The sequence below is a fragment of the Plantactinospora sp. DSM 117369 genome, from assembly GCF_053764795.1.
In genome coordinates this window covers 4051175-4077552 of record NZ_CM132446.1, presented here as the reverse complement: position 1 = coordinate 4077552, position 26378 = coordinate 4051175, and the positions used below count along the sequence as shown (strand labels likewise).

Genomic DNA, 26378 nt, shown 5'->3' with positions numbered 1-26378 from the left:
GGTGTCTGGGACGTCGAAGGGCAAAGGGACACGCCGACCGGCGAGCGGGACGTGATCAAGCCGATCCCGCTGTTGTTGCGGGACAACGCCCGGCGGTACGGAGACCGGACGGCGTACGCAGACGACCGGCGCGCCGTGACGTGGGGCGAGTTGAAGCGGCGTACGGCGCGTCTCGGCGCCGGTCTCGGCATCGAACGTGGCGCCCGGGTGGCGTTCTGCCTCGACAGCGGTGTCGACCTGGTGGAGGTGCTCTTCGCGGCGGTCCGGGCCACGGCTGTCGGCGTCCCACTCAATCCACACTGCACCGAGGGCGAGCTGGCGGCCCTGCTCGCCGACTGCGCACCGGCGGTCCTGGTGATCGACGAACGACGCCTCGGACAGGTCGCCCGAGTGACCGCGGGACGCCGTCCGCCACGGCTGGTGGTGGCCGGAACGGGTCCGCTGCCGGCCGGCGCGCGGCGGCCGACGTCAGCAGCATCACCGGGACGAACCGGCGGCGGTCGACGACGTCGCCGAGCGGCACGGGCAGTAGCACACCGACGACGTACCCGACCTGCGTCGCGGTGACGAGCCAACCGGCCGTCGCGGTCGTGGCGCGTAGATCGCCTGCGATAAAGCCGAGCAGCGGCTGCGCCCAGTACATGTTCCCGATGGCCGCTCCCGCCGCAACCGCGAACAGGAACGTGAGCCGGCGGCTCATCTCGGACGGCGGTGTCACTCGGGGTGCTGCACCTTGCCACGCTAAGGCGCGGGATCAAGGCGTCGACACGGCGGCAAGACAGCCTTACCGGTGGGAGAGGCCAGCCCTTGCCGGTGGGAATCGCGGTAGCGCCCAAAACGCTGTCGTGGCGGTCGCACGGGTACGGCTCCTCGCGTTGGCGGCCGGCGGGTAGCGCCCCGTCGCCCTGGCCTGATCGGGTGCGCACCTCTGGCACCCCGCTGTGCCAAGTGGTCGCGGCGGGGGGTGTTGAGGCCGGGGTGTGGCGGGTCCGGGAAGTGACGACGAGTTCGCCGATCACCTCGGAGGCCAGCCGGCGGTTGTGCTTGCGGGAGGCGGCGAGCATCGCCCGGTAGATGGGGCTTGACCTTGCCCCAGGGGCAGGGTTCGAGGATCGATGACATGAACGAGATCGCACACATCAGCAAGCGGGCCGCCAATTTTTGCGAGGCGACCCAGGTTCCCGGATTCCTCGCCGGCATCTATCACGCCGGAGAGCAGGCCGTGGTCGCTCACGGTGTGGCGAACGCCGCCACCGGAGTGCCGATGAGCGAGGACACCAATTTCCTGTTCGGGTCCATCACCAAAATCATGACAACGACGCTGGTGCTTCAGCAGGTCGAGCGGGGCGCTCTCAGCCTCGACGCGCCGGTCGTTGACTACCTGCCGGAGTTCCGGCTCGCTACACCCGACGCGGCCGAGAAGATCCGCGTCCGCCACCTCGTCACCCACACCAGCGGCATCGACGCCGACCTGTTCTTTCCCGACGCGGTCGGCCGCGACGCCCTCAAGATCTACCTTGAGCGGCTCGGCCGCGAGTGTGGCGTTCTCTTCGAGCCGGGCGAATACATCAGCTACTCCAACGGCGGCATGATCGTCGCCGGCCGGCTGCTAGAAGTGGTGACCGGCCGGCCGTACCCCGAACTGCTCGAGCGTGACGTCTTCGCGGCCGCGGGGATGGCCGGTGCCTGCACCTCCGCCGAGCGGGCCATCCTGCGCTCCACCGCGATCGGGCACTTCCCCGATCCGACCAGCGGTGGCATCCGGCCGACCAGCATGTTCATGCTGCCGCAGACGTGGGGACCGGCGGGCGGTACGCCGATCGGCACCATCGACGACCTGCTCGCCTTCGGGCGGGTCCATCTCGGCGACGGCTTGGCGCCGTCGGGCACGCGGGTGCTCTCGGCGAGGTCGGTCGCACGCATGCAGTCGGTCACGCACGATCCGGGTACGCCGAACACCTCGCCCGTTGGCCTCGGCTGGCTGGTGCACTCACTCGGCGGCACGACAGTGCTGAGCATGTCCGGGGCCTCGCCCGGCGGGGTGGCGCTGTTGGTCGTCATGCCGGAGCACGACCTGGTGTTCGCCGCGTACGGCAACGATCCGCGGGCGCTTGCGCTGCACGACGAGTTGCTGCGCTGGCTCGCCGGGCTGTTCGGCACGGTGCCGACGCCGGCCTACGCGCCCGAGGCGATCGATCTTCAGCCGTACGCGGGGACGTACCGCTCGAACCAGCTCCGGGTCGACGTACGCGTTGTGGACGGCGGGCTGGAGGAGCAGGTGACCTACGAGCCGGCAGACGAGGTGCAGGAGCGGATCTTCACCGGCTTTGTTGGTGGCTCGTTCACGGCGCCGCCGCTGCGTTACGTGCCGGTCGGGAAGGATCTCTTCGCCCCGGCTGGGCTCCCGCTGGAGGGGCTGCCGTCGCACTATCTGGTGTCCTACCACGGTGGGGCGGCGTACCGGTGCGCCGGCGGTCGGATGTCCCGGCGTTCGTCCGTCTGACACGATGCGGTGCATGAGCGATGAGCTGGCCGGCGAGCGGCACCTGCTCACCATCGGCCAGCTCGCCGACTACGCCGGCGTGACGATCAAGGCGGTACGGGTCTACCACGACCGGGGCCTGCTGCCCGAGCCGCCACGCGACTCATCTGGTTACCGGAGGTACGACGCCGAGCACGCGATCCAGCTCGTCAAGATCAGGACACTGGTTGAGGCCGGGGTGCCGCTGGCCCGGATCAAGGAACTACTCGGGGCCGGCCCGGAGCGGTTCGCCGCGGCCCTCGACGAGATCGACCGGAATCTGCGGAAGCGAGCCGAGGAGATCCGCCGGATCCGGCAGCGAATCGCTCAACTCCACAGCGGGGACCGCTTGTTCGTCTCGGCAGAGGTCGCCGGCTATCTGGAGCGGCTACGCCAGATAGGGGTCAGCGAGCGCAGCGTACTACTCGAGCGCGACCTGTGGATCCTGCTCCAGTCGGTGGCGCCGCAGCAGGCGGCGGCCTGGATCGCCGACAAAGTGGCGGCGATCACCGATCCCGAGTTCGCCGCGCTGTATCTCGACTACGACGCCGCCTTCGACTGGTCACCGGACGATCCGCGCCTCCCCGCGCTGGCCGAACGCACCCGGCGCTGGTACGCCGGAGAAGAAGCCGAAGCCGGACCGCCGCCCAACCCGACAATCACCCGGCTGGCCGGCGCGGCGGCCGGCGCTGCCTCACCGGCCTGGGCCCGGATCGCCGAACTGGCGAAGGAAGCCCCTTGAATCCGGCACCAGGGTATGGGGTCACGATAGCCCCCTGGAATGCCCCTCAGGAGGCAATGCTGCCGAGGCCCACCGTCCACGACTCACGGCAGAAACCAGCGGCACCGCCACGGGCCTGGGCGTCGCGGCGTACGCTCGAGGGCTGGTGACCGGATCCGAGGAGCAGTATCGGAATGCCGTTGAAGCTGCTCGACCGGCTTGAGTCACGCCGATCCGCAGGTCTCGACCATTACTCCGGCTCACTCCCAGAAGTCGTTAGAACCCTTCTTCATGTCCGATGGTCGAGTACCGTGTCCAGCGGTGGGGTTGCCGTGCGTCCGAGCAGGTGCGCGGCGAACAGCGCCGACGCGAGCGCGGCCAACGCCCACAGAATCGGCAGAAGTACGGTTGCCGGGGCGAGCGCGGCGACGACCAGGTTCGCCGCACGTCGGCGAGCGATCCGGCGGCGGGCGCGCTGCCAGACGAAATGGTCGGCCAAGAGGTAGACGATGATTCCGCAGGTGAGGGTGGCCTGTCCGAACATGGCGAGCGAGGCGGAGTTCCGTCCCTGCTGCGGCAAGGTCGTGCGCAACCCGAAGGCGACCAGAACGAGGCCGATGACAAGGAACAGATGGAGGTATGCGTAGGCGTCTCGGGCTAACGCACCTCTTTGGTGACTTTGGGCGAGTTCGGTGAACCGCTGGCCGATGACGATGTCGGTGCCGACGTAGGTCCACCACATCGCGGACAACAGGGTGGCGCTGAGCGCGACCGCGACGAATGTGGGTATCGAGATGTGCGGGCCGCTGGCGGCGATACCGGTAGAGATGACGGCCTGGCCGAGCGCGATGAGAATTATCAGGTTGTAGCGGCCCATCCATCGGCTGACGGAGCGCAGTCGCCAGCTGCGGGATCCGATGAGGTATCCGCCGCCCACGTCGATGGCGATGGCGGCGGCCCAGCACACTGCGGTGAAAGGTGTGAGCGGGTCGCCGGTGGCCAGGGCGATCGACACTGCCGACAGCAGCAGGGCGATCCCTACTCCGGTCGGTACGGCCGCGCGAACGACGATGGCACGGAGGGCGACGTCATGGCGGAGCACCCACCAAAACGACGCCAGGTGGAGCAGGCGCACCGCCCCGTACGAGGTGACGACGATCAGCGGCGCGGGCAATCCTCCGGACACGTGGCTGAACGTCTGGGGTGCGGCGACGCCGAGCGTGAGGATCAGCGCCACCGCGGCCAGTACGACCAGACGCAGTCGCAGGTTGTTCTCCGGACCGCGGATCGTCGTGGTGAGCCAGGTGTAGTTGACCCACGACCACCACAGCAGCGCCAGGACGGCCAGTCCCAGGATCACTCCGGGCACCGACGGATGTCGGGTCATCAGCACGGTGACCTGGAGGAATGCGTACACGAAGACCAGATCCAGGAAGAGTTCCTCTGGGGTGGCGTCGACCTCCCGACCGACTGTCGGCGCGACGGCGCGATGTAGCTCGCGGTGCCGGTGTCGTAGCACTGTCAGATGGGCGACCACCACACAGAACAGAGCGACGGCCAGGAGTGTGAGCGACTCCAGCGCTGTCAGGTAGCGAGCCGGTGCCGCCAGCACCGCCACGAGGACAAGACCGAACACGGGTCCGCGACCGATCCGCCGGACGGTGCGCCACTCGAACGCCACCAACCCGATCAGGTACAGGACCACGCCGCCGTAGAGGGCCATCAGGTCCGTCACGCCCCACCGCTCGGTGTGACCGGCCGGCGTTCCGCCCAGCGCCTTCTTGAACCCGAACGCCACCAGGATGAGCCCGGCGACCATCGGCAGATGCAACAGCGTGTAGGCATCTCGGGCCCGACGTGACCGTTCGCGCCGTGGGGTGGACTTCAACGCGACCTCCCCGGCGGGCGCCGCGATGTCGAAGTACGCCCACCACAGGAACACCACCACGACAAGAGCGAGCACCGACCCGGCGAGCACCGATCCGGTAATGGGATCGTCGCCGACGAGTCCTCGACTCGTTCCGATCGAGATGATCGTCTCGCCGAGCGCGATCAGCATTATCAGGTTGTGCCGCTCGGCCCAGTGCCGAGCCGACGTCACCTGCCACGTCCCGACTCCCGGCGCCCGCAGCCCCAGATAGTCGATGACGATCGCGACCGCGAAAAGCAGAAGCTGAAGAATCTCCGCGCCCCGTCCGGGCGGCAGGTGAGCGGGCAGCAAGACGGCAGACAGCAGTAGCGGCAGGCTACCGGCCAGCGGCAGCCATGCGCGTCGGGCCGCAGCGGACGATCTCTGCGCGCCTCGTCTCGCAGCAGAGATGATCAATATGGATACGACGCGGGCCGCCAGGAAGCCGACGACGAACACGAGGGGGCCGGTCAAGCCAGAAGAATGACCGATGAACACCTCCGGAATCGCGACCGCCACGAGCAGAATCGTGGTAGCCGTCGCGAACACGACGACCGGCAGCCCGTTGCGGTCGAGCCGGACCAGGTTCCCGACCCAGGCGTACCCGACCCAACTGCGCCACAGGAGCAGCACCACCAACCCTCCGTGAAGCAACGCCTCCGTGGCTGATCGTTGCGACATCAGATGGGTGACGTTGAAGAAGGCGAACACGAAGACCAGATCGAGGAAGAACTCCGAGCGCGTCACCCCGCCATGCTTCGCGGCCTCGACCCGTCCACCGGACCCGAACGCGCCATCCGAGGCCATCTCCCCACTGCCACCCCTCACCCACCTACTGTCCCAACCAGCGGCATCAGCGGCAGGCGATTCGACGAGCCACACCAGGCATTCATGCCGGTAACAAGATCACCGGCACACCCACCCCGCCCGCCGACGATGACCAACTGCTGCAACGCGTACATGTCGATGTGGCTCGCTTCTCGCCCCGGTCAGGTGAAGCCCGGCAAGATTCGATGCAGCGGGTTCCAGATCAGTGGCTCGTCGATGCCGGGCCTGCTGAGGTGGTTCCGCCTAGGGTCGAGTTCGCCGGCGACGTGCAGGTTGCTGGCCGGGTTGCCGGGGATCAGCAGCGCGCTGGGGATGTCGACGGCCAGATCATCGGTGTGCGCGCCGCGCAGCGGCAGGAACCGGATGACCCAGCCGGGCCACCGGATCGTTCGGAGATCCGGCTACCGGGGGTGCGCTGGCAGGCCGGGCAGAGCTCGGCCAGCAGGCATCGGTGGCTGCGGCCCGCCGTGGAAGAGTCCGGCCTGCTCGGCGAGCGAAGGTGTAGGGGAGCTGCCAGCGAATCGGCCACCACCCGCCGGAGTCGGCCAGGCACCGGGGCAGTAGCGCGAGCCGGCGATCGCCTTCCAGCCCAGCGCATCGATCTTGGCGAGGGGACGGCACAGGACACCGCATCCGATCATCAGCGGCCTACGGCCGAGACACCAGCCTCCCCCGGGTCTTCGTCGCCTGCCACCTGGCCGGTGCCTGCCTGCCCTGGCTGGCCACCCCGGTGACGGGCCGGGCATCCTCAGATTTCTGCGGATTCGTTGGGTTGTCGGCCTATCGGGGATGCAATGGGATGGCTGGGTCGACGGTTCGTCAGCGAGCGTCGCGGCGATCATCCAGAGCGGAAGGAAGCCCGTGTGGAGACACGGTCGACGTCCATTGGACGCAGGGTAGCCGCAGGCCTGGTATCGGTGGCATCAGCGGCCGTGCTGATCCTGGCTGCGCCTTCGCCGGCCAGTGCCTACGCCTCGAACTGCTCCATTCTGCCGCACCCGACTGGCACGGTCGACAGCCGGATGGCCCGTTGCACCGCGGGGCAGGGTGCGTACCGTCTTGTTCTGAGGTGCAACCCGGGCCGGGTCTATAACCTGCCGAACTACGACATGTACGGCCCCTGGAGGTCCCCGTCCACCACGACCTTTTCCGCCACGACGTGCTTCGCCGGCAGGACCGGTGGATTCCTCCGGGCGGCGTACATCGGCCACGGATAGCGGTCATCATTCGGGCGGCAGCGCTACGCACGCGATGACGCCGGCCCAAGGCTCGAAACGGACAGCGGGCGCCATGTCCAGGCACTCAACCGGTCCGGAATCTGCGCTTCGGCTCGTGGTGCCGTCGAACCCAATCCCGGTCCTCGGCGGCTACAAGAGGTCCTAACACAGTCGCGTGACGTGTCAGTAGGTGATGATGCAGGTGGCGAGGGCGAGGAAGACTTCGTGGATGTACCCGGCCAGCCCGGAGCGGTGGGGTTGGCCGCGACGGGCGATCCACCAGCGGGACAGCGGCGCCCTCGGTCCGGACGTGGTGCTTCGAACCCGGCCGGGCACGGTCAACCGGGCTCGGTCCGCTCTTGGGCCGGGGCTGGCCGCCCGGACCCGAACCCCAACCGCTGAGGCAGGAACTCCCACTGGATTCCGGCGTGCGACACGAACACGATCCCGCCCGGCACCTGCCGGTCGGAATCGGCTTACGGCCTGGATACCGTGGGTTGCGTTCGGGCTTCGGCAGCAACCGCTCGATGCGCTGCCGCAGCCCGTCCGGCACGATCCACGGCGGCTGCTTACCCCGCCTCACGACGGAAGATCGCAGACCATCGTCCGCTAGAGACGGAACCCCACAGATCATCTTGCCAGAAACTCTAACGGGACGGTGCTCCTTGCGTTTTGACCTTCTTGGCCCGCTGACGGTCTCCCGCGAGGGTCGGCCGGTTCCGCTGGGCTCGGTGAAGCAACGTCTGCTGCTGGCGGCCCTGCTGTTGCGGCCCAATGAAGTTGTCGGCACCGATGAGCTGGCCGCGGTGTTGTGGGCCGACCAGCCACCCCCGTCAGCGGCGGCAAACCTGCGTACCTACGTGCGGGGGTTACGGCGTTCGCTGGGTGGCGGCGAGTCCTGGGAGGGGATTTCCGCCGCGGCTGGTGGCTATCGGGTCCGGGTGGGGTCCGAGGAGCGGGATCTGGACCGGTTCGACGCGGCCGCGTCCCGTGGCCGGGACGCTCTCGCCGCCGGAGACCCGGCCCGGGCCGAGGCCGAGCTCGCCGCCGCCGTCGGCATGTGGCGTGGGGCGGCGCTGTCCGATCTGCCGCTGCATCCACTGCTGGCCCGGCGGGTCGAACAGTTGGAGGAACGGCGAATGGTCGCCGAGGAGGACTACGCCGAGGCGATGTTGGCGCTCGGCTCGGCGGCCGAGGTGGTCCACCGGCTACGTGCCCTTCTCGACCGGCAACCGCTGCGGCAACGGGCGTGGGGTCAGCTGATGCTCGGCCTGTACCGCATCGGCGATGTGGCCGGCGCGCTGGACGCCTTCCGGCAGGCCCGGCATGTGCTGGCCGAGCAGACCGGTCTGGACCCGGCGCCGCAGCTAACCCAGTTGCACAACGACATCCTGCACCACCGCCCGAACCTGGCTGCGGCACCGGCGACCGGTCCGGACAAGCCGGTACGCGACGTCGCACTGTCGGACCCGCTCAGCGGACGTCCCGAGCAACTGCCTCTCGCGGTGCCGGGATTCGTCGGCCGCAGCGTCGAGCTCGCCAGCCTCGACGCGCTCCTCGACGAGGGGGCACAAGAGCAGCCGACGGTGGTCATCTCCGCGGTGTCCGGCATGGCCGGGGTCGGTAAGACCGCCCTGGCGCTGCACTGGGCACACCGGGTGGTCGGGCACTTCCCCGACGGCCAGCTCTACGTGAACCTTCGCGGGTACGACGAAGCCGACGTGGTGTCCCCGGCCGATGCCCTGCTCGGCCTCCTCGAGGCCCTCGGCGTGCCCCAGGCCAAGATTCCGTCGAGTGTAGAGACCCGTACCGGGCTCTACCGTGGCCTGCTGTCCTCTCGCCGGATGCTCGTGGTGCTCGACAACGCACGCGACTCCGCCCAGGTACGCCCCCTGCTGCCCGGTGCCGGCGGTTGCGCGGTCGTGGTCACCAGCCGCGATCGGCTCAGCGGCCTGGTCGCCGCGGAGGGCGCCGTACCCCTGACGCTGGACGTGCTCACCACCGAGGAGTCGATGAGCCTGCTGGCCGGCCGGCTCGGCTCCAACCGACTCGCCGCCGAACCGGCCGCGGTCGCCGGCATCATCGCCGCCACCGGTCGACTTCCACTCGCCCTGTCGATGGTGGCGGCCCGCGTCGCCACGCACCCCTCGTTCCCACTCGACGCCTTCGCCGCCGAGCTGCGTTCGGCCGAAGCGAGACTGGACGCCCTGGCCGACGGGGATGCTCGGCGTGTTTTCTCCTGGTCATACCTGGCTCTGAGCCGGGACGCGGCACGACTGTTCAGGTTGCTGGGGCTGCATCCCGGCCCCGACCTGACCCCCGATACCGCCGCCGCACTCGCCGGGGCGACCGTGCCGGCCGTCGTACCGCCGCTGCGCGAGCTGACCCGGCTCCACCTGTTGACAGAACACGTGCCAGGCCGGTATGCCTTCCACGACCTCCTTCGAAGCTACGCGGCCGAGCTTGCACAGTCGTCGGAACACGCCGACGAACGGCTGGCCGCCCGGCACCGGTTGTACGACCACTATCTACACAACGCCTATCCAGCCGCCTTGCTGCTCCAGCCGCAATGGGCGCCCATCGATCCGTTGCCAGCGCTGCCGACCCACCTGAGCAGCCCGGCGACGGATCACGACACCGCGCTCGCCTGGTTCACCGCCGAGCACCGCGTACTGCTACGCCTGGTCTCCCAGGCCGCCGAGACCGGATTCGACGCGTACGCCTGGCAGATCGCCTGGACGCTGAACGCGTTCCTTGCACCGCGCGGCCTCTGGCAGGACCAACTCGCTGTCCAGCAGGTCGCACTCACAGCCGCGGAAAAGATCGACGACGTCGCCGGGCAGGCCGCAGCCAACCGGCTGCTGGCCCGCGCGTTCACTCGACTCGGCCAGCACGACACCGCCGAGTACCGGCTGAGGCGCGCCCTCGATCTGCACGAACGCCTCGGCGATCCGACCGGCCAGGCCCAGACCCTGCACAACTATTGCGAACTCTGCTACCTGCTCGGCCGGCTGGACGAGGCGCTCGCGCATGCCCGCGAAGCGCTCCGGCTCTACCGGCTAGCCGGCAACCGCTCCGGGGAAGCCCGGACGCTGAACGCGATCGGCTGGTTGTACGCCAGCAGGGGCGACTACGCCGGGGCCATCGCGAGCTGCATGGAGGCCCTCGCCCAGCAGGAACGCAGCGGCGACCGCAACGGCCAGGCGGCGACACTGGACAGCCTCGGCTTCGCGTACGACCGCCTCGGCGAACACGGCCGGGCCCTGAGCTGCTACGAACAGGCGATCCAGCTATTCCGCGACTCCGCGGACCGGTACCACGAGGCCGAAACGCTCATCCGGCTCGGCGACACGCGGGAAGCGATTGCCGACCTGCCCGGGGCGGCGGCCGCGTGGCGGCGGGCGGCGCAGATCTACGACGATCTGGGTGACCCGGCGGCCGAGGACGCCCGCCGCCGTCTTCAACGCCTGGGCTGATGCGCCGGTCAGCCGTCGACGTGCGAGGTGGCCAGGTTGGGCTTTGCGTGCCCTACCCGCGGCGGCATCGATGGTCTTCGACGTTTCGAGGTCGATCGGAACTTCGCTGCCGGTGCCGCCGAGCCCGGAGACCGGTTTCCTCATTGGGCGTCGCGCAGGCGCCGCCGCACAGCGGAGCGGGCCCGCGCATGGGGGCGAGGCGGTCCGAGCCGGCACGAGAGCACGCGACGCATGCGCTCTTCTGATCGAAGATGGTCATCCCGGTTTGATAGCGTCATCGACTCACTCTGTGCTGAGCCCTGTACTTCGGAAACCCGGCCGTTGCCGGTACATGTGCGGGCGACATCCAGTCGCCACGTGCCATGGAGGTGGATCGATGCAACAGGACCGCGGATGATCTCCGACACCACCGGCCAGACGGCACCGGGGAGACGCTCGGGCGCCGGGATGGCCGCAAGCTGGCGCCGCAATGACTGGTTGGCCCTCGCCGACCGGATTCTCGCCGCCGCCCAGCCGTTCACGTCGCCCGGACAAGCTCTCGTCACCTTTCCCGGCCCGGAGGGCGGTTACGGCCGGGCCGTCGACGGCCTGGAGGGATTCGCCCGCACATTTCTGCTGGCTGGTTTCCGCATCGCCGGTGCCCGCGGGGTTGGCGTGGACGACCTCGTCGACCGGTACGCGACCGGCATCGCCGCCGGCACCGATCCGGCCTCACCGGAGCGCTGGGTGCGGCTGGACGAGCACCCCCAGGCGAAGGTGGAGGCCGCCTCGATCGCCCTGATCCTGGACATGACCCGCCCGTGGATCTGGGACCGGCTGCCGTCCGCGGTGCGGGAGCGGGTGGTGGACTACCTCGCTCCGGCGGTCGGCGACCACACCTACCCGCGGATCAACTGGGTCTGGTTCCGGCTGGTTGTGCAGACGTTCCTGCGCTCGGTGGGCGGGCCACACGCGCTCGACGAGATGGCCGAGGATCTGGCCACCCACGACGGATTCGCCCGCGCCGACGGCTGGATGTCCGACGGGCCGGAGCGCGCCTACGACCACTACGTGGGGTGGGCCCTGCACCTGTATCCGACGTTGTGGGCCCGGATGGCCGGCGCGGCGGACCTGGCCGCGGAGCGCCGCGAGCGGGATGTGGCCGGCCTCGACCGGTTCCTGCGGGACGCGGTCGCCCTCGTGGGCGCCGACGGGTCGCCGCTGATCCAGGGGCGGAGCCTGATCTACCGGTTCGCCGCCGCAGCGCCGTTCTGGGTCGGCACGATCGCCCGCGTGCCCTCGGTCAGCCTCGGCCAGTTGCGCCGCGCCGCCACCGGCATCGTGCGCCACTTCGTCGACCGCGGCGCCCCGGACGAGCGTGGCCTGCTCACTCTCGGCTGGCACGGGCCGTGGCCGCGGCTGGCCCAGGCATACTCCGGCCCCGGCTCGCCGTACTGGGCCAGCAAGGGCCTGCTCGGCATCGCACTGCCCGCCGACCATCCGGTGTGGACGGAGCCCGAGCGGCCGCTTCCGGTCGAGGAGCACGACGCGGTACGGGCCATACGCGCGCCGGGCTGGCTGGTCTCGGCCACCCGCGCCGACGGAATCGTCCGCGTCGTCAACCACGGCACCGACCACGCGCTGGACGGCGCGACGGTCTGCGACTCCCCGCTCTACGCCCGACTCGGTTACTCCACCGCCACCAGCCCGGTCCTTGACGAGAGCGGCTGGGTCAATCCGCTCGACCAGTCCGTCACCCTCGTCGACGGCGCGGGCCGGGCCACCCACCGCGCCGGCATGCGCCTACTGACCCAGCAGGTCGACGGCAACGGCGTCGGCGTGGCCGGGTCGCGCGCGCTCGCCCACTGGGTCGACCCAGCTCCGGGCCAACGTGACCACGGCGGCGGCCGCACGGGCCAGTCCCGACCGGCCGGGCACCTCACCGTGTACTCGCTGGTTCGCGGCCCCTGGGAGCTACGCCTGACCCGCGTCGACGGCCTCGCCGACGGCGTCGAGGCGGCTGCGCTGCGGCTGCGGATCGGCGGCTGGGCCCTTGCCGGTGATGCGACGGCCGCCTTCGGCGGCAATGTCGCGACCGTGACCGGGGCCGGCCTGATCAGCTGGCTCGAGACAGTCCATGGCGGCGGAACGGCCGGCGCCACCACCGTCACGCACGGCGGGCCCCTGGCCGGCGGGCTGGTCGTGCCCTGGCTGGACCACCCCGTCCAGCCAGGGGAGTGGATCGCCACCCTCGTCGAACTGTCCGAGGAGTTCGCGGCCTCGACTCCCAGGCAGCCGTGTCAGGTCGTGCTGGACGAAGACGCCGACGGCCTCCACGTGGGGGTGGACTGGCCGGACGGGGCCAGCACGACGACCCGCCTGGACACGGGACGGGCCAGGCCCGCCGTCAGGCGACCTGCTAGCAGTACGGGCCCGCCCGGGCCCCTCACATAAGGAGGAAGGGATGAAGGCCGCAGTACCGGCTGTCATCGGCGCCGCGACGGCGCTGACACTCGGCCTCGCCGGTTGCTGCCGATCCTGGCCATGCTCACCGTACTCGCCGCCGCCACCGCGCCACTGGGGCTGGTGACCATGGCCGCGCGGCCCGCCGCGCGGCTTCGCGACGTGCCCGCGCCTGCGGGTACCTCGCGGTACGTCGCTGGTACTTCAGCGCCGCGTCACTGCTGGTCCTCGCACTGCTGACGCAGCTCTTCGTGGCCCGGCCCGCGATCGCGCTCGGCCTGGCGGCGGCGACGCCGCTGCTGTACGTCGTGTGGGCCAACAGCCGGTTCAGCCTGCGCGCCGCGCTCGACCCACCGACGACCGCGCCGCAGCGCACCTGAACACGTCCACCTCGCCGCCCGGCTATCGAGCCGGGACAGCGACGGCACCGGCCGGGCACCGGCCCGCCCCACGAGGGAGATCGGTACTCCCTGTTACGGCGGTGTTACCGAGGAAGGGTCCGCCCGCTAGGGCCGGCGACGCCGACCGTCAAGCATGGGCTTCGGCGGCCAGCTATTGATCGACTCCGTCACATCGATCCCGAGCCGGGCAAATGATTCCAGCGCCGATCACACATGTCGACACAGCCAGTGATGTTCATTTATGTATCTCCATGGTTGAATCGGTTCAGGATCTGGTGTGCCGGTGCACGCTCGATTACCAAGGTGTTGCCGGACCGTCAACACCCGCGGTCCGGAGGGGCAGCCAGCCGGAGGCCGGTGCCACCGCGGGAGGGCCGGGCCGGGGATGCGCCAGGACGGCACCAGAAGGCCCTCGGCCACCCGACCACAGAAAGGCGGAGAAGCAATGATCGAAACAAGACCCGTCTGCCCACGCAACGCCGCGCCCCCGGCACCGGCGACCACCGAACCGGGCCGGCCACTGTGGCGTACCGGACCAGAATCACCGAGGTGGTGGCAATGATCCGGACCGTCCGCGGCGGCCTCGCCCTCACCATCCTGCTCGCCGGCACCATGGTGCTCGCCCAACCGCCTGCCCGGGCGGCCACCTGGGAGACACTCATCAACGGGTCATCGTTCGCCAACCGCGACGCGCTCATCGCCGAATGGAACTTCCGCTACCCCTGGGGCTCCGACCACAACGGCAGCGCCCGCATGTACGCCAGCGCCACCGACAACAACCACGTCTACCTCTCCCCCAGCGGACAGCTCAACATCAAAGCCACCCGCATCACCTGGGACGAAGGAACCAGCTCGGCCGACCCACACCTGCCGATCCGCTACCACTCCGGCGCCATCCACGCCAAAGACCAGGTACTCGTCAACGACCAGTTTCCCAACTACGAGGTCAGAGGCGAATTCCAGGCACCGTCGACCCGCGGCACCTGGCCGGCGTTCTGGCTCACCGGAGCCAACAGCTGGCCACCGGAAAGCGACATCCTGGAGTACAAGGGCGACGCCCGCAACTGGTTCAACACCTACGACGGGGCATGGGACAACACCATCGTCGCGGTGTCGAACCCAGCCGCGTGGCACGAATACCGGGTCTGGATCACCAAGGTCAACACGACCGACGTCGACATCCACTACTACCTTGACGGCCAGTGGAAAGGCCAGCACCGCGGATCCCACTTCGTCGGCAAACCGATGTGGCTGATCATCAACCTCCAGATGGAAGGCTCCTCCGGCTCACCCGGGCCGACCGCCGAAACCCTCTACCGCGCCCGCAACCTCTACCTCGGCCGCACCCGCAACTGACGACCCTGACCAGCGGAGGTGGGCGCAGGTCCGGTGCCGGCGCCCACCAGCCGGGGCGGTCGTCGAGGCCCTGCGGGCCGGGACGTGTCGAGGCGGCGTCCCGGTCCGCGGGATCGGGTTATCTGCCGTGCCGGTTTCCGGTCAGGGGTACCGGCGGCAACCGGCCTCTCTCCCCCGGGCCGCCCGTACCGGGTGCGTCATCGTGCGGCCGGCGTCACGGCGCGGGAAACGCCAGAGCAGCCAGGCGAAGTACGGCGCACCGACCATGGCCGTGACCAGGCCGGCCGGGATCTGCGCGGGTGCGATGGGCGTCCGACCGAGCGTGCCGGCCAGGCTGACCAGGATCGCCCCGACCAGCGCGACGACCGGCAGCATCCGGGCGGTTAGCCAACCTTTGATCAAGTCAAGCCGGCGTAGCTCACCTGCCGACGCCCCGGGGAATGCCGTAGCCAGCGGAGTCGGCGACCGGCCCGGACGGCCTTAGGGCGTCCGGCACCTCGTCCGAGCAGCCTGCCGGGACCTGGATCTTCGGGTGAGTCGGATCATGTCGGCTAGCCAAGAGGTACTGCTGTGCTTAGCCTAACCTAACCACCGAGCCGCCGAGGCTCGGTCGAACCCGAGAGAACGGAAACCACCACCATGCGCGCATGGCGTCCGGTCCTGGCCGTGACCGCGTTGAGCGTCGTGCTCGCCGGCTGCGGCAGCGACTCCGACACCGCCGACACCCCCGCCGCCGGCGGTCCCTGGTCCTTCACCGACGGCTCCGGCCAGGTCGTGAAGGCGGACAAGACCCCCACCCGGATCATCGCGCACGCGGGTGAGGCGGCCGCGCTGATGTCCTTCGGCATCAAGCCGGTCGGCATCTTCGCCGACGAGTCGGTCAAGACCGACCCCAACCTGCGCAACCTCGACCTGGCGGGGATCGAGATCCTCGGCGAGGAGTGGGGGAAGATCGACGTCGAGAAGGCCGCCGCGCTGCGCCCGGACCTCATCGTCGGCGACTGGTGGCCGGCGGAGAAGGCGCACAGCGGCCTGGAGGAAGGCGTCGACGAGAAGAGCAAGAAGCTCGCCGAACTGGCCCCCGTCGTCGGTGTCAGCCAGGGCAAGTCGATCGTCGCGCTGGCCGAGGGGTACGAGGATCTCGCCGAGAGCCTCGGGGCCGACGTGGACAAGCCGGAGATCGCGGCGCACAAGAAGCGCTTCGAGGAGGCGGTCACCGCCTTCAAGGCCGCGACCGCCGGCAAGCCCGGGCTGACCGTCGCGGCGATGTCGCCCGCCGACGACAAGGTGTACGTGGCCAACCCCGAGTACGCGCCCGAGCTGCTGGACCTGCAGGGCTGGGGACTGAAAGTGATCAACCCGGGTAGCCCGGACCCCGGCTTCCCGTACTGGGAGAACCTGAGCTGGGAGAACGCGGACAAGTACCAGCCGGACCTGATCCTGTGGGACGGCCGCTCCTTCACCCCCACCGCCAACGCGGAGTGGGGCAAGAAGCAGCCGACCTGGTTCAAGATCAAGGCGGCCAAGGCCGGCGCGACCGTCTCCTGGCCGGCATTCTGGCTGCACACCTACGGCGACTTCGCCACCGAACTGACCAAGCTGACCGAGGCGGTCAAGGCCGCGGATCCGAATGTCGGCAGCTAGCCGCGTCCCGACGCGCGCCCCGGGACGCGGCGGGCGGCGGGCCTCGGCTCTCTGGCCCGGGCTCGCCGCGCTCTGCCTGCTCCTCGTCGCCGTCGCGTTCCTGAGCGTGACGATGGGCTCGCGCTCCATCGGGCTCTCCGAGGTGCTGCGCGCCCTCGGCAACCTGGGCGACGACGGGTCGATCGCCAGCACGGTCACGCTGGAGCTGCGGGTCCCCCGTACCCTGCTCGGCATCCTGGTCGGCGCCGCGCTCGGCGTCGCCGGGGCGATCCTGCAGGGCGTCACCCGCAACCCGCTCGCCGATGCCGGGATCATGGGCATCAACTCCGGTGCCGCCGTCCTGGTCGTCTTCGCCATCACGGTGCTCGGGGTACGCGGCGTCGGTGTCTACATCTGGTTCGCCTTCGCCGGAGCGATCGCCGCGCTCGTGCTGGTGTACGCGATCGCGTCACTGGGCCGGGAGGGCGCCACGCCGGTCAAGCTGGCCCTGGCCGGAGCGGCGGTCACCGCCGGCCTCGTCTCGGTCACCACCGGGATGGTGATGACGAACGTGGACGCGCTCAACGAACTGCGGTTCTGGCAGGTCGGCTCGCTCGCCGGCCGGTACACCCCGATCCTGACCGGGGTCGCGCCGTTCCTGCTGCTCGGCCTGGCCGCGTCACTCGGCTTCGGGCGTGCCCTCAACGGCCTCGCGCTCGGCGAGGACACCGCACGCGGCCTCGGCCAGCACGTCACCCGGACCCGCACGGCCGCCTTCGCCGTGGTCGCGGTACTCGCCGGCGCCGCCACCGCCGCCTGCGGGCCGATCGTCTTCGTCGGACTCGTCGTACCGCACGTGGCCCGGCTCATCTGCGGTCCCGACTACCGGTGGATCCTGCCGTACTCGATGGTGCTGGCGCCGATCGCGCTGCTCCTCGCCGACGTGCTCGGCCGGGTCGTGGCCGCCCCCGACGAACTCCAGGTCGGGGTGGTGCTCGGCGTGCTGGGCGCGCCCGCGTTCGTGACCATCGTCCGGTACGGCCGGCTCTCGGAGGTGTGAGCGGATGACCACGACGACGACCCACCCGACCACCGCACCGACCGGTACCGGGGCAGGCTCGGCGCTGCGCGGCAACCGGCGGCGGCGCCGGGCCCGCTCCACCGCCGTGACCTGCGCCCTGGCCGTGGCCGTGGCCGCGCTCTTCGTCCTGACCATGATGGTGGGCAGCTTCCGGCTCGGCGCCGGTGAGGTCGTCGCCTCGGTACTGCACCTGCGCGACAACCCCAGCGTCGACTTCGTCGTGCGCGGCCTGCGGCTGCCGACCGCCGCCTCCGCCCTGACGGTCGGGCTCGCACTCGGCGCCTCCGGGACGATCTTCCAGCAACTACTGCGCAACCCGCTCGCCTCGCCGGACTTCGTCGGCATCACCTCCGGAGCCGGGCTCGCCGCCGTCACCGGGATCGTGCTGCTCCAGGCCGGCGGGCTCGCCGTCAGCGGGCTCGCCCTCGGCGGCGCGATCCTCGCCGGCCTGCTCATGTATCTGCTGGCCTGGCGCGACGGGGTCACCGGCTACCGCTTCATCCTGATCGGCATCGGCGCGTCGGTCTTCTTCGACGGTCTCATCGGCTACGTGCTCAGCCGGGCCCGGCTCTTCGAGGCCCGCCAGGCGATGCACTGGCTGACCGGCTCCGTCGGGCAGGCCAGCACCGACGAACTGCGCCTGCTCGCCGGTGCCCTGCTCGTCCTGCTCCCCGTCGCGGTACTGCTCCAGCGACCGTTGCGGGCCCTCGAACTCGGCGACGACGCCGCCCGTACCCTGGGCACCCGGCCCGACCTCAGCCGGGCCGGCCTGCTCGCCACCGCCATCGTGCTGGTCGCCCTGGCGGTCTCGGTGGCCGGTCCCATCGCCTTCGTGGCCCTCGTCGCCGGCCCGATCGCCAACCGCCTGCTCGGCCCGGCCACCGGCGGGATCCTGCCTGCCGCGCTGGTCGGCGCCGCGCTGCTGCTCACCGCCGATCTCGTCGCCGTGCACCTGCTGCCGACACCGCTGCCCACCGGCGTGGTGACCGGCGCGGTCGGTGCTCCCTATCTGCTGTGGCTGCTGGCCACCACGAACCGGCAAGGAGTGGGTGGATGACCCGACTGCGCGCCGAGGACCTGACCCTCGGATACGACAACCGGACCGTCGTCGCCAACCTCGACGTCACGGTGCTGGACGGCCGGATCACCGCGATCGTCGGCGCCAACGCCTGCGGCAAGTCCACCCTGCTACGCGGTCTGGCCCGGCTGCTACCGGCCCGCGGCGGCGCCGTCTACCTCGACGGCCGGGCCGTCGCCGACCTGCGCACCCTCGACGTGGCGAAGGTGCTGGGGCTGCTCCCGCAGACCCCGGTCGCGCCCGACGGCATCACCGTCGCCGACCTCGTCTCCCGGGGCCGCTACCCGCACCAGGGCTGGTTCCGGCGCTGGACCGACCGCGACCACGAGGCGGTCACCCGGGCGCTCGACGCCACCGGCACCGCGGACCTGATCGACCGTCCGATCCGGGACCTCTCCGGCGGTCAGCGCCAGCGTGTCTGGGTCGCCATGGCCCTGGCCCAGGAGACCGACCTGCTGCTGCTCGACGAGCCCACCACCTTTCTGGACATCAACCACCAGGTCGAACTGCTGCGGCTGCTCCGCAAGCTGAACGCCGAGTCCGGCAAGACCATCGTCGTCGTCCTGCACGACCTCAACCTCGCCTGTCGGTTCTGCGACCACGTCATCGCGATGTCGGACGGCGCGATCGTCGCCGAAGGCGCCCCGACCGACGTGGTCAGCGCCGAACTGGTCGAGAAGGTCTTCGGGCTCGACTGCATGATCGTGCCCGACCCGATCGCCGGCACCCCGATGGTGGTACCCGTCTGAGGGCGCGCCCGCTGCGCCGCGCCAACCGCTCCAGCTCGCCCGGATCCCGGCGCCGAGCGTGCCGCGACGACCACTGGAAGTACCCGACTACGAACCGGAGACCGGAGGCGAGGGGAAGATGGCCAGGACGAACCTGAACGCGACCAGGGTCAAGCCGGAGGTGTCCGAGCTGCTCCACCTGCGGGTGTTGCGCAGTGAGCGGATCTCGCCGCACTTCCAGCGGGTGACCCTCGGCGAGCAGGACGCCGGACGGTTCCGTCCGATGGGATTCGACCAGTGGTTCCGGCTGTTCATCCCGGTCGCCGACGACTCGCTCGGCAAACTGCCGGACCGGCTGAACACCCTCGCGTACCTGCGGTTCCTCACCATCGCCAAGTCGTCCCGGCCGGTGCTGCGCAACTACACGGTGCGCGGCTACCGCAACGAACCGGGCAGCGGACCGGAACTCGACGTCGACTTCGTCATCCACGGTACGGCCGGCGACCCGGGCGCGGGTCCGGCCGCCACCTGGGCGCAGACCTGCCGCCCCGGTGACCCGGTGGCCATCCTGGACGAGGGCATCGGGTTCAATCCGCCCGCGCCGGTCGACCAGGTGCGCCTGGTCGCCGACGAGAGCGCCCTACCGGCGGTCGCCGGCGTGCTCGCCTCGCTCCCGCCGCACACCCGGGGACACGCCGTCATCGAGGTCCCCGCCGAGGCGGACCGGCAGCCCCTCTCCGCGCCGCCCGGCGTCGAGCTGAGCTGGCTGGTCCGCGGCGACCGGCCCGGCGTACCCGGGACGCTCGCGCTCGCCGCGGCCCGGGACCTGCCGGCGGCCGACTCGCCGTACTACGGCTGGGTGGCCGGCGAACAGGGGCTCGCCACCGGGCTGCGCCGGCACTGGGTCAGCACCGGCGTGCCGAAGGAGAACATCATGTTCTGCGGCTACTGGCGGGCCACTCGCACCCGGGTCAGCGCCGCCTAGGCTCCACCGGCGCGCCGGTACGCAGCGACTCGACGACGGCTTCGGCCGCCGCGACGCCCCAGCACGCCTCCTCGACCGGCATGACGTCCGGCTCGCGCCGGCCGGTGAACACCGCGAGGGCGTACCCCACCTCGCGGCGCAACGCCCCGCCGACCACACCGTCCTCCTCCGGCCACAGCGACAGGTCCGGAATCTGGACCCCGGCCCGGGTCCACTCCACCAGCGCGTCGCTGACCAGCCGCTGCTTGAGTATCCCGTCCAGGCCCAACACCTCGACCTCGCCCACGATGGCCCCGTCCAGGGTCAACGGACCGTCGTCCAGGGTGCCGGGCGCGGTCGCCGGCACCAGCCAGGCGGACTCGACCGTCGCGATCACCCCGTTGTCGAATTCGAGGAGGGCGCTGACCACACTGGGCGCCGCGTCACCGGCCGCGCCGCTGCGCATCGCCACGACCCGGCGTACCGGGGTACGGGCGAACGAGATCGCCAGGTCGATGTCGTGGATGCAGGACTCCCAGACCGGATGCACCCGGTCACCGAAACTGAGGAACCAGGCGCGGCTGAAGTCCCGGCGCAGCCGCAGCGCGCACAATCTGCCGACGGCGCCCCGTTCGATGCCGGCCCGCATCCGGGCCATCGGTGCGGTGAACCGGGAGATGTGCCCCGCCACGACCTGCCGCTGGTGGGCCTCGGCGGTGTCGGCGATCCGCCACGCGTCGGCGGCCGACAGGGCCAGCGGCTTCTCGACGAAGACGTGGCTGCCCGCCGCCAGGGCGGTCACGGCCAGCCCGACGTGTGAGGCCTCGTCGGAGGCGATCAGCACGACCTCCGGGCGGACCCGGTCGAGCAGCGGGGCGAGGTCGGTGTCGGTCGCCTCGACGCCGTGCGCCCGGGCCACCTCGGCGAGCCGGGCGGTGTCCGGGTCCACCAGACCGACGATCCGGGCGCCGGCCTCGGCCCAGACCCGGGCGTGCAGGGCCCCGAACCGCCCCACTCCGGCGATCACCACGGTCGGTCCGGTCATGGCGATTCCCTCCCGGGGATGGACGGTGTGTTCGCACTCCGGCCGGTGGGCACCGCGAGAGCCGGGGGTGCCTGCGCACCCCGGCCGGCGGGCACGGCGACAGTGCAGGTTTCCCTGGCGCCGTGCCCGCCGGGGACGGTGAAGGTGGAGGGCTCTTTGGCGCCGTGGCCGGTGAGCACGGCGACGGCGCGCGACCGCGCGGGGACGGCGGAGGTGTGCAGGGCCGCCACCGCGGCGGCCGCCGCCGGCTCCACGAACAGCCCGTGCCGGGCCAGATCACGGGCTGCCGAGGCGATGGCCGGCTCGTCGACGGCGACGATCGCGCCGCCACTGTCCCGAGCGGCGGCCAGGGTCAGCAGGCCCTCATCCTCGTAGCCGCGCAGCGCGTCGGCGATGGCGGTCGCGGCGGTCGGGGCGACCACGACGGGCTCGCGCAGCGACGACTCCCAGTCCGCCGCGTCCCAGGCGCGGGCCAGCGGAGCGCATGCCTGGGCCTGCACCCCGACCATCCGGGGCAGGGTACTGGTCAGGCCCGCGTCCCGCAGATCCGTGAAGCCGAGCCAGATGCCGCGCAGCAGCGGGCCCGCACCGACCGGTACGACCAGCACGTCCGGTACGGCGCCGAGGTCCTCGACGAGTTCGGCCGCGATCGGCCGGTACGCCTCGGTCAGCAGCGGGTTCCGGTAGGTGGTGGTGACGTTGAGCCAGCCCTCCCCCTCGGCGCGGGTCGCGGCGGCGTACGCGTCGCTGTAGTGGCCGTCGACCAGTTCCACCTCGGCACCGTGCGCCCGGGCGGTCGCCAGCTTCGCCCCCGCGTTCGAGCCGGTGGCGCAGAAGATCCGGCAGCGTAGTCCCGCCGCTGCGGCATAGGTGGCGGCCGATACGGCAGCGTTGCCGGTCGAGGCCAGGACGAGACCGTCCAGTCCCCGGTCGAGGGCGGCGGACGCGGCGAGCGCCATCGCCCGGTCCTTGAAGGAGAGGGACGGGTTCAGCGACTCCAGCTTGACGTGGGCGTCGACACCGCCGTACCGCAGCGGCAGCAGTGGTGTCGCGCCCTCGCCGAGGGTGACGGCGTGCGTCGTCCGGGGCAGCATGCCGGCGTACCGCCACAGTCCGCTTCCGGCGGTGCGCCGGCACTCCTCGGCGGAGACCGGGTTCAGGTCGAGCACGAGCGGTGACCCGCAGCTCCGGCAGCGGTAGGCGGGGAATTCCGTGCTCTGCCGGCACCGGACACACGCGACGGTGAAGTCCCTCATCGCGCCGCCGTCGGTAGCGAGCGCGCCGCAGCCGGCAGGGAACGCGGCTCCGGCGTCCGGCCGCCCGAACCGGCCTGCGGGCCGGCGACGTCGCGAGTGGACGAACCGCTCTCGGGGTCGGCAACGCCGCGCGCCGGCGCACCGGTCTGCGGCTCGGTGATGGCGCGGGTGGGCGCACCGCTCCAGCCGAGCTGGCCGGAGAGGTCCGCGGCGGCGGCCCGGACCTGCGGGCCGAGCCGGCCGGCGGCCTCGGCGTCGAACCGGGTGGCCGGGGCCGAGATGCCCAGCCCGGCGACGACGTGCCCGGTGTGGTCGAAGACCGGGGCCGCGACGCAGCAGATGCCGAGTTCACTCTCCTGCAGGTCGCGGGCGTAGCCGTCGGCCCGTACGCCGGCCAGCAGCGCGTCGATGTCGGCGCGGACCACGGGTTCGCCGGAGAGCCGCCCGTGCGCCTCGATCACCTCGTCGAGGACGTGCGCCGGTGAGTGGGCGAGGATGGCCCGACCGATCGCGGTGGTCAGCGCCGGGTTGGTCTGGCCGACCCGGCTGTACATCCGCACCGGGGACGGGCTGTCGATCTTCTCGATGTAGACGACGTGTACCAGGGCGAGCACGCCGAGGTGGCAGGTCTCGCCGGTCTGGGCGGAGAGCGGTCGCATCACCCCCAGCGCCTCCTGGCGCAGGTCGAGTCCGTCGAGATAGGAGCGGGCCAGCGTCATCGTGCCGGCGGCCAGCGCGTACCGGCCGTCGACCGTCTCGCGGACCAGCGCGGTGCCGCGCAGCACACCGAGCATCCGGTGCAGGGTGGTCGCCGGAATCTCCGTCGCCTTGACGAGTTCGGTCAGCGAGGCACCCGGCGGGCTCTCCGCGAGCGCCCGGAGCACCGCGACGGTCCGCTCGACCGCCCGCAGGCCGTCGGGCTTCCGTTCGTTGTTGGCCATCTTCATGCCCTCATCTCGGCCTCGGCGTCCAGCCGGCGCACCGACAGCATCCGCTGCGCCATAGCACGATAGACCTCGGCCGCACCGCGCAACTGGTCGACGAGCACCCACTCGGCCAGGGAGTGTGCCTGGGCGATGTCGCCCGGTCCGCAGACCGCCGCCGGGGTGCCGGTGGCGGCGAGCAGGGCGGCGTCCGTCCAGAACTGCAACCCGACCGGCTCCGGGTCCGCGGCGACAGCGCAGAGCATCCGCAGGTACGGGTCGTCGGCCGGGCAGTCGAGCGGGGCGTGCACGAAGGTCGCCGTACCGGCCATCTCCTCGACCGTGGCATCCACCCGGGGGTCCGCCTGACTCAACTCCGCCACGACCGCGCGCAGCTCGGCCAGCACCTCGTCGTGCCGTTCCGACGGCAGCCACCGCCGGTCGAGCTGGACGACGCAGGACGCCGGGACCATCGGCGGGCGGTCCCCGCCGGCTACCACCCCGACGTTGACGGTCGCCGGGCCGAGCAGTGGATGGCGGCGCCGGTCGAGTGCGGGTACCAGGTCCCGCTCGACCGCGGCGATGAACCGGGCCGCGTGGTAGACGGCGTTGACCCCGTCCTGCGGCACGCTGCCGTGCGTGGCGACACCCCGGAACGTCGCCTGGGCCCACATCGCGCCCTTGTGCGCCCGCCCGACCCGCAGCATCGTCGGCTCGCCCACGATCGCGAAGTCGGCGCGGACGCCGGCCCCGACCAGCGCCCGCATCCCGGGGCTGCCGTTCTCCTCCCCGGCGACGGCGGTCAGCAGCAGTTCGCCGTCGAACGTGACGTCCGGCGCGGCGAGCAGTTCGACAACGGCGATCATCGCCGCCAGGGCACCCTTCATGTCGACGGCGCCCCGGCCCCACAGCCGGCCGTCGGAGACCCTGGGCAGCAGCGCGTCCGGCATGCCGTAGGGCGGCACGGTGTCCAGATGCGCGTTGAGCATCAGCGTCGGGCCCGGCCGGCTGCCGCGCACCCGGGCGATCACGTTGGCCCGGTCGCGCTCCACCGGCTGGGTCTCGACCTCGGCCGCACAGCCGCGCAGCCGGTCGGCGAGGTAGTCGGCGACCGCGCGCTCCTGCCCGGGATGGTCCTGGTGGCCCTCGATCGCGATCAGCCGGGCGGCCTCCGCCAGCACCGCGTCCGGGTCGATCCGCCCGATCATCGAACCCTTTTCCGCCTCCCCCCGCGGTCCGCTGGACCGCAGGGTCGGACGCGGTGCGTGAGCGCCGCGCGGTTCAGGTGGCGAGAGGTTCATCCCGCACCCCCGCCGGTGAGGGCCGGGTCGCGGTGCAGTTCGGCGACGGCCGCCGCGACGGCGGTGTAGCGCCGGCGGGCCCGCCGGTAGCCGGGCCGGTGCTCGGCCGGGGCGGTCAGCGGCTCGCTGTCGTCCAGCGCTGCGCAGGCGGCGGCGACGTCCGGCCAGACTCCGGCCCCGATCCCGGCCAGCGCGACGGCGCCGCGCGGCGAGGCGTCCTGGCGCAGCCGTCGCACGGGTGCGTCGCACACGGCGGCGAACGCCTCGCACCACACCGCCGATCGGGTCACCCCGCCACCGACCCGGATCTCGGTCGCGGCGCCCGCGCCGTCGAGGAGTTGCTCCACCGCCGCCGCGCAGGCGTAGGCGACGCCTTCGAGTACGGCGCGGGCGACGTCGGCGGGTCCGTGTTCCGGCGCGGCGCCGAGCAGCGCGGCCCGGACCGCCGGATCGTGGATCGGGGCGCTGGCGCCGAGCAGGTACGGCAGGAAGGTCAGTCCACCGGCGCCGGGGCCACTCCCCCGGGCCAGCCGGTCCGCCGTGCCGTCCGGCACCTGCGGGGTGCCGCTGGCGAGCAGGTTCCGCTCGGCCCAGCGGATCGCCAGCCCGGCCGCGTACGAGGAGACCATGCCGAGGAAGCCGTCCTCGCCGGCCCGGGCGAAGACGAACCGGTCGACGCCGGCCCGCGGCTCCGGCACCGGGGTGACGATCTGGGCGGCGGTGCCGACGTTGACGTAGACCCGACCGTCGGCGACCGCCCCGGCCCCGAGTGCCGCGCAGGAGACGTCGCCGCCGCCGGCCACCACCGGGGTACCGGCGCGCAGCCCGGTCGCCTCGGCCGCCTCGGGTCGGACCGCCCCGACGATCTCCGCCGAGCCCTGCACCCGGGGCGCCAGCCGCTCGTCGGCCCCGCAGCGGGCCCACAGCCGCGGCTCCCAGCGCCGCCGGATGACGTCGTAGAGCAGGGTGCCGGCGGCGTCGGTGGGGTCGCTGCCCCAGTCGCCGGTGAGGTGGTGCCGCAGCACGTCCTTGGGCTGGACCATCCGGACGGCCCGGCGTACCGCCTCGGGTTCGTGCCGGACCAGCCAGGCGAGCTTGGCGGCGCTGAACGCCTCCACCACCGGGTTGCCGGTCAGTTCGCCGAAGAGGTCGCCGTGCTCGCGCAGTTCCCGCACCTCGGCGACGGCCCGGCGGTCCGCCCAGGTCATCGCCGGGCGTACCGGCCGGTCCCGGTCGTCGAAGAGCGCCACCGCGTGCATGTGGCCGCTCAGCCCGACCCCGGCCACCGCCCCGGGGTCGAACCCGGCCAGCGCCTCCCGCACCGCGCCGGCCGCCGCGCGCCACCAGTCGGCCGGGTCCTGCTCGTGCCGCCCCGGCCGGCTGGTGTCGGACGGGTAGTCGCGGTAGGTCCGGGCCGCCGTGGCGCCGGTCCCGGAGTCGACCACCAGCACCTTCACCCCGGTGGTACCGAGGTCGACTCCGACCAGCAGGGGACCGCCGGACACGGC

At 71.5% G+C, this 26378-nt stretch carries 20 protein-coding genes; 12 read left to right on the top strand and 8 right to left on the bottom strand.

All coding sequences use genetic code 11. The annotated features are described in order from the left end of the window. Positions 1-51 precede the first annotated feature (51 nt). The 3 genes from ACSMXO_RS17725 (at position 52) to ACSMXO_RS17715 (ending at position 3263) form a co-directional block, all read left to right on the top strand. Positions 52-567, top strand: a complete 516-nt coding sequence (locus tag ACSMXO_RS17725) for an AMP-binding protein (RefSeq protein WP_455418603.1) — start codon at positions 52-54, stop codon at positions 565-567. Between the two features lie 553 nt (positions 568-1120). Beyond that, positions 1121-2503: a serine hydrolase domain-containing protein gene (locus ACSMXO_RS17720; RefSeq protein WP_455418602.1), complete on the top strand. Its 1383-nt coding sequence runs from the start codon at positions 1121-1123 to the stop codon at positions 2501-2503. 13 nt (positions 2504-2516) lie between these two features. Beyond that, positions 2517-3263 (top strand): MerR family transcriptional regulator, encoded by a 747-nt coding sequence (locus ACSMXO_RS17715; RefSeq protein WP_455418601.1) that lies wholly within the window; start codon positions 2517-2519, stop codon positions 3261-3263. A gap of 268 nt (positions 3264-3531) precedes the next feature. Here ACSMXO_RS17715 and ACSMXO_RS17710 read toward each other — a convergent pair whose 3' ends face one another. Beyond that, positions 3532-5958: a low temperature requirement protein A gene (locus tag ACSMXO_RS17710; RefSeq protein ID WP_455418600.1), complete on the bottom strand. Its 2427-nt coding sequence runs from the start codon at positions 5956-5958 to the stop codon at positions 3532-3534. A 1421-nt stretch (positions 5959-7379) separates the two neighbouring features. Further along, positions 7380-7538 (bottom strand): hypothetical protein, encoded by a 159-nt coding sequence (locus tag ACSMXO_RS17705; protein ID WP_346260305.1) that lies wholly within the window; start codon positions 7536-7538, stop codon positions 7380-7382. Positions 7539-7927: 389 nt separating this feature from the next. On the opposite strand from ACSMXO_RS17705, the gene ACSMXO_RS17700 reads away from it, so the two are divergent. The 4 genes from ACSMXO_RS17700 to ACSMXO_RS17685 all read left to right on the top strand — a co-directional run bounded on the left by ACSMXO_RS17700 (position 7928) and on the right by ACSMXO_RS17685 (position 14871). Continuing rightward, complete coding sequence (locus ACSMXO_RS17700; RefSeq protein WP_455418599.1) at positions 7928-10672, top strand: BTAD domain-containing putative transcriptional regulator; 2745 nt, start codon at positions 7928-7930, stop codon at positions 10670-10672. Between the two features lie 393 nt (positions 10673-11065). Beyond that, a complete protein-coding gene (locus tag ACSMXO_RS17695) occupies positions 11066-13105 on the top strand; it encodes a DUF2264 domain-containing protein (RefSeq protein WP_455418598.1) in 2040 nt (679 codons plus the stop codon). Positions 13106-13365: 260 nt separating this feature from the next. Continuing rightward, positions 13366-13494: a hypothetical protein gene (locus tag ACSMXO_RS17690; RefSeq protein ID WP_455418597.1), complete on the top strand. Its 129-nt coding sequence runs from the start codon at positions 13366-13368 to the stop codon at positions 13492-13494. A gap of 579 nt (positions 13495-14073) precedes the next feature. After that, on the top strand, positions 14074-14871 hold the full coding sequence (locus ACSMXO_RS17685; RefSeq protein WP_455418596.1) for a glycoside hydrolase family 16 protein: 798 nt from the start codon (positions 14074-14076) through the stop codon (positions 14869-14871). Positions 14872-15012: 141 nt separating this feature from the next. Here the strand turns inward: ACSMXO_RS17685 and ACSMXO_RS17680 are convergent, their stop codons facing one another. Then, positions 15013-15246, bottom strand: coding sequence for an iron chelate uptake ABC transporter family permease subunit (locus ACSMXO_RS17680; protein ID WP_455418595.1), 234 nt, complete (start codon positions 15244-15246; stop codon positions 15013-15015). 264 nt (positions 15247-15510) lie between these two features. Here ACSMXO_RS17680 and ACSMXO_RS17675 point away from each other — a divergent pair, with 264 nt between their 5' ends. The 5 genes from ACSMXO_RS17675 (at position 15511) to ACSMXO_RS17655 (ending at position 20366) form a co-directional block, all read left to right on the top strand. Continuing rightward, positions 15511-16515, top strand: coding sequence for an ABC transporter substrate-binding protein (locus tag ACSMXO_RS17675; RefSeq protein WP_455418594.1), 1005 nt, complete (start codon positions 15511-15513; stop codon positions 16513-16515). Next, positions 16502-17554 (top strand): FecCD family ABC transporter permease, encoded by a 1053-nt coding sequence (locus ACSMXO_RS17670; RefSeq protein ID WP_346260242.1) that lies wholly within the window; start codon positions 16502-16504, stop codon positions 17552-17554. The genes ACSMXO_RS17675 and ACSMXO_RS17670 overlap by 14 nt, the downstream gene beginning before the upstream one ends. 4 nt (positions 17555-17558) lie before the next feature. Then, positions 17559-18632 (top strand): FecCD family ABC transporter permease, encoded by a 1074-nt coding sequence (locus ACSMXO_RS17665; RefSeq protein ID WP_455418593.1) that lies wholly within the window; start codon positions 17559-17561, stop codon positions 18630-18632. Further along, positions 18629-19402 (top strand): ABC transporter ATP-binding protein, encoded by a 774-nt coding sequence (locus ACSMXO_RS17660; RefSeq protein ID WP_346260240.1) that lies wholly within the window; start codon positions 18629-18631, stop codon positions 19400-19402. The genes ACSMXO_RS17665 and ACSMXO_RS17660 overlap by 4 nt, the downstream gene beginning before the upstream one ends. A gap of 118 nt (positions 19403-19520) precedes the next feature. Then, positions 19521-20366 (top strand): siderophore-interacting protein, encoded by an 846-nt coding sequence (locus ACSMXO_RS17655; RefSeq protein ID WP_455418592.1) that lies wholly within the window; start codon positions 19521-19523, stop codon positions 20364-20366. Here ACSMXO_RS17655 and ACSMXO_RS17650 read toward each other — a convergent pair. The 5 genes from ACSMXO_RS17650 to ACSMXO_RS17630 form a co-directional block, all read right to left on the bottom strand. Continuing rightward, positions 20353-21390, bottom strand: coding sequence for a Gfo/Idh/MocA family protein (locus ACSMXO_RS17650; RefSeq protein WP_455418591.1), 1038 nt, complete (start codon positions 21388-21390; stop codon positions 20353-20355). The genes ACSMXO_RS17655 and ACSMXO_RS17650 overlap by 14 nt on opposite strands. Then, on the bottom strand, positions 21387-22646 hold the full coding sequence (locus tag ACSMXO_RS17645; RefSeq protein ID WP_455418590.1) for a pyridoxal-phosphate dependent enzyme: 1260 nt from the start codon (positions 22644-22646) through the stop codon (positions 21387-21389). Before ACSMXO_RS17645 ends, ACSMXO_RS17650 begins: the two co-directional genes overlap by 4 nt. Next, a complete protein-coding gene (locus ACSMXO_RS17640; protein ID WP_455418589.1) occupies positions 22643-23593 on the bottom strand; it encodes an IclR family transcriptional regulator in 951 nt (316 codons plus the stop codon). Before ACSMXO_RS17640 ends, ACSMXO_RS17645 begins: the two co-directional genes overlap by 4 nt. Then, the gene (locus ACSMXO_RS17635) at positions 23590-24777 is read right to left on the bottom strand and encodes a M20 family metallopeptidase (RefSeq protein WP_346260235.1); all 1188 of its coding nucleotides are present in this window, start codon (positions 24775-24777) and stop codon (positions 23590-23592) included. The genes ACSMXO_RS17640 and ACSMXO_RS17635 overlap by 4 nt, the downstream gene beginning before the upstream one ends. A gap of 89 nt (positions 24778-24866) precedes the next feature. Further along, complete coding sequence (locus ACSMXO_RS17630) at positions 24867-26375, bottom strand: xylulokinase (protein WP_455418588.1); 1509 nt, start codon at positions 26373-26375, stop codon at positions 24867-24869. Between the last annotated feature and the right edge of the window lie 3 nt (positions 26376-26378).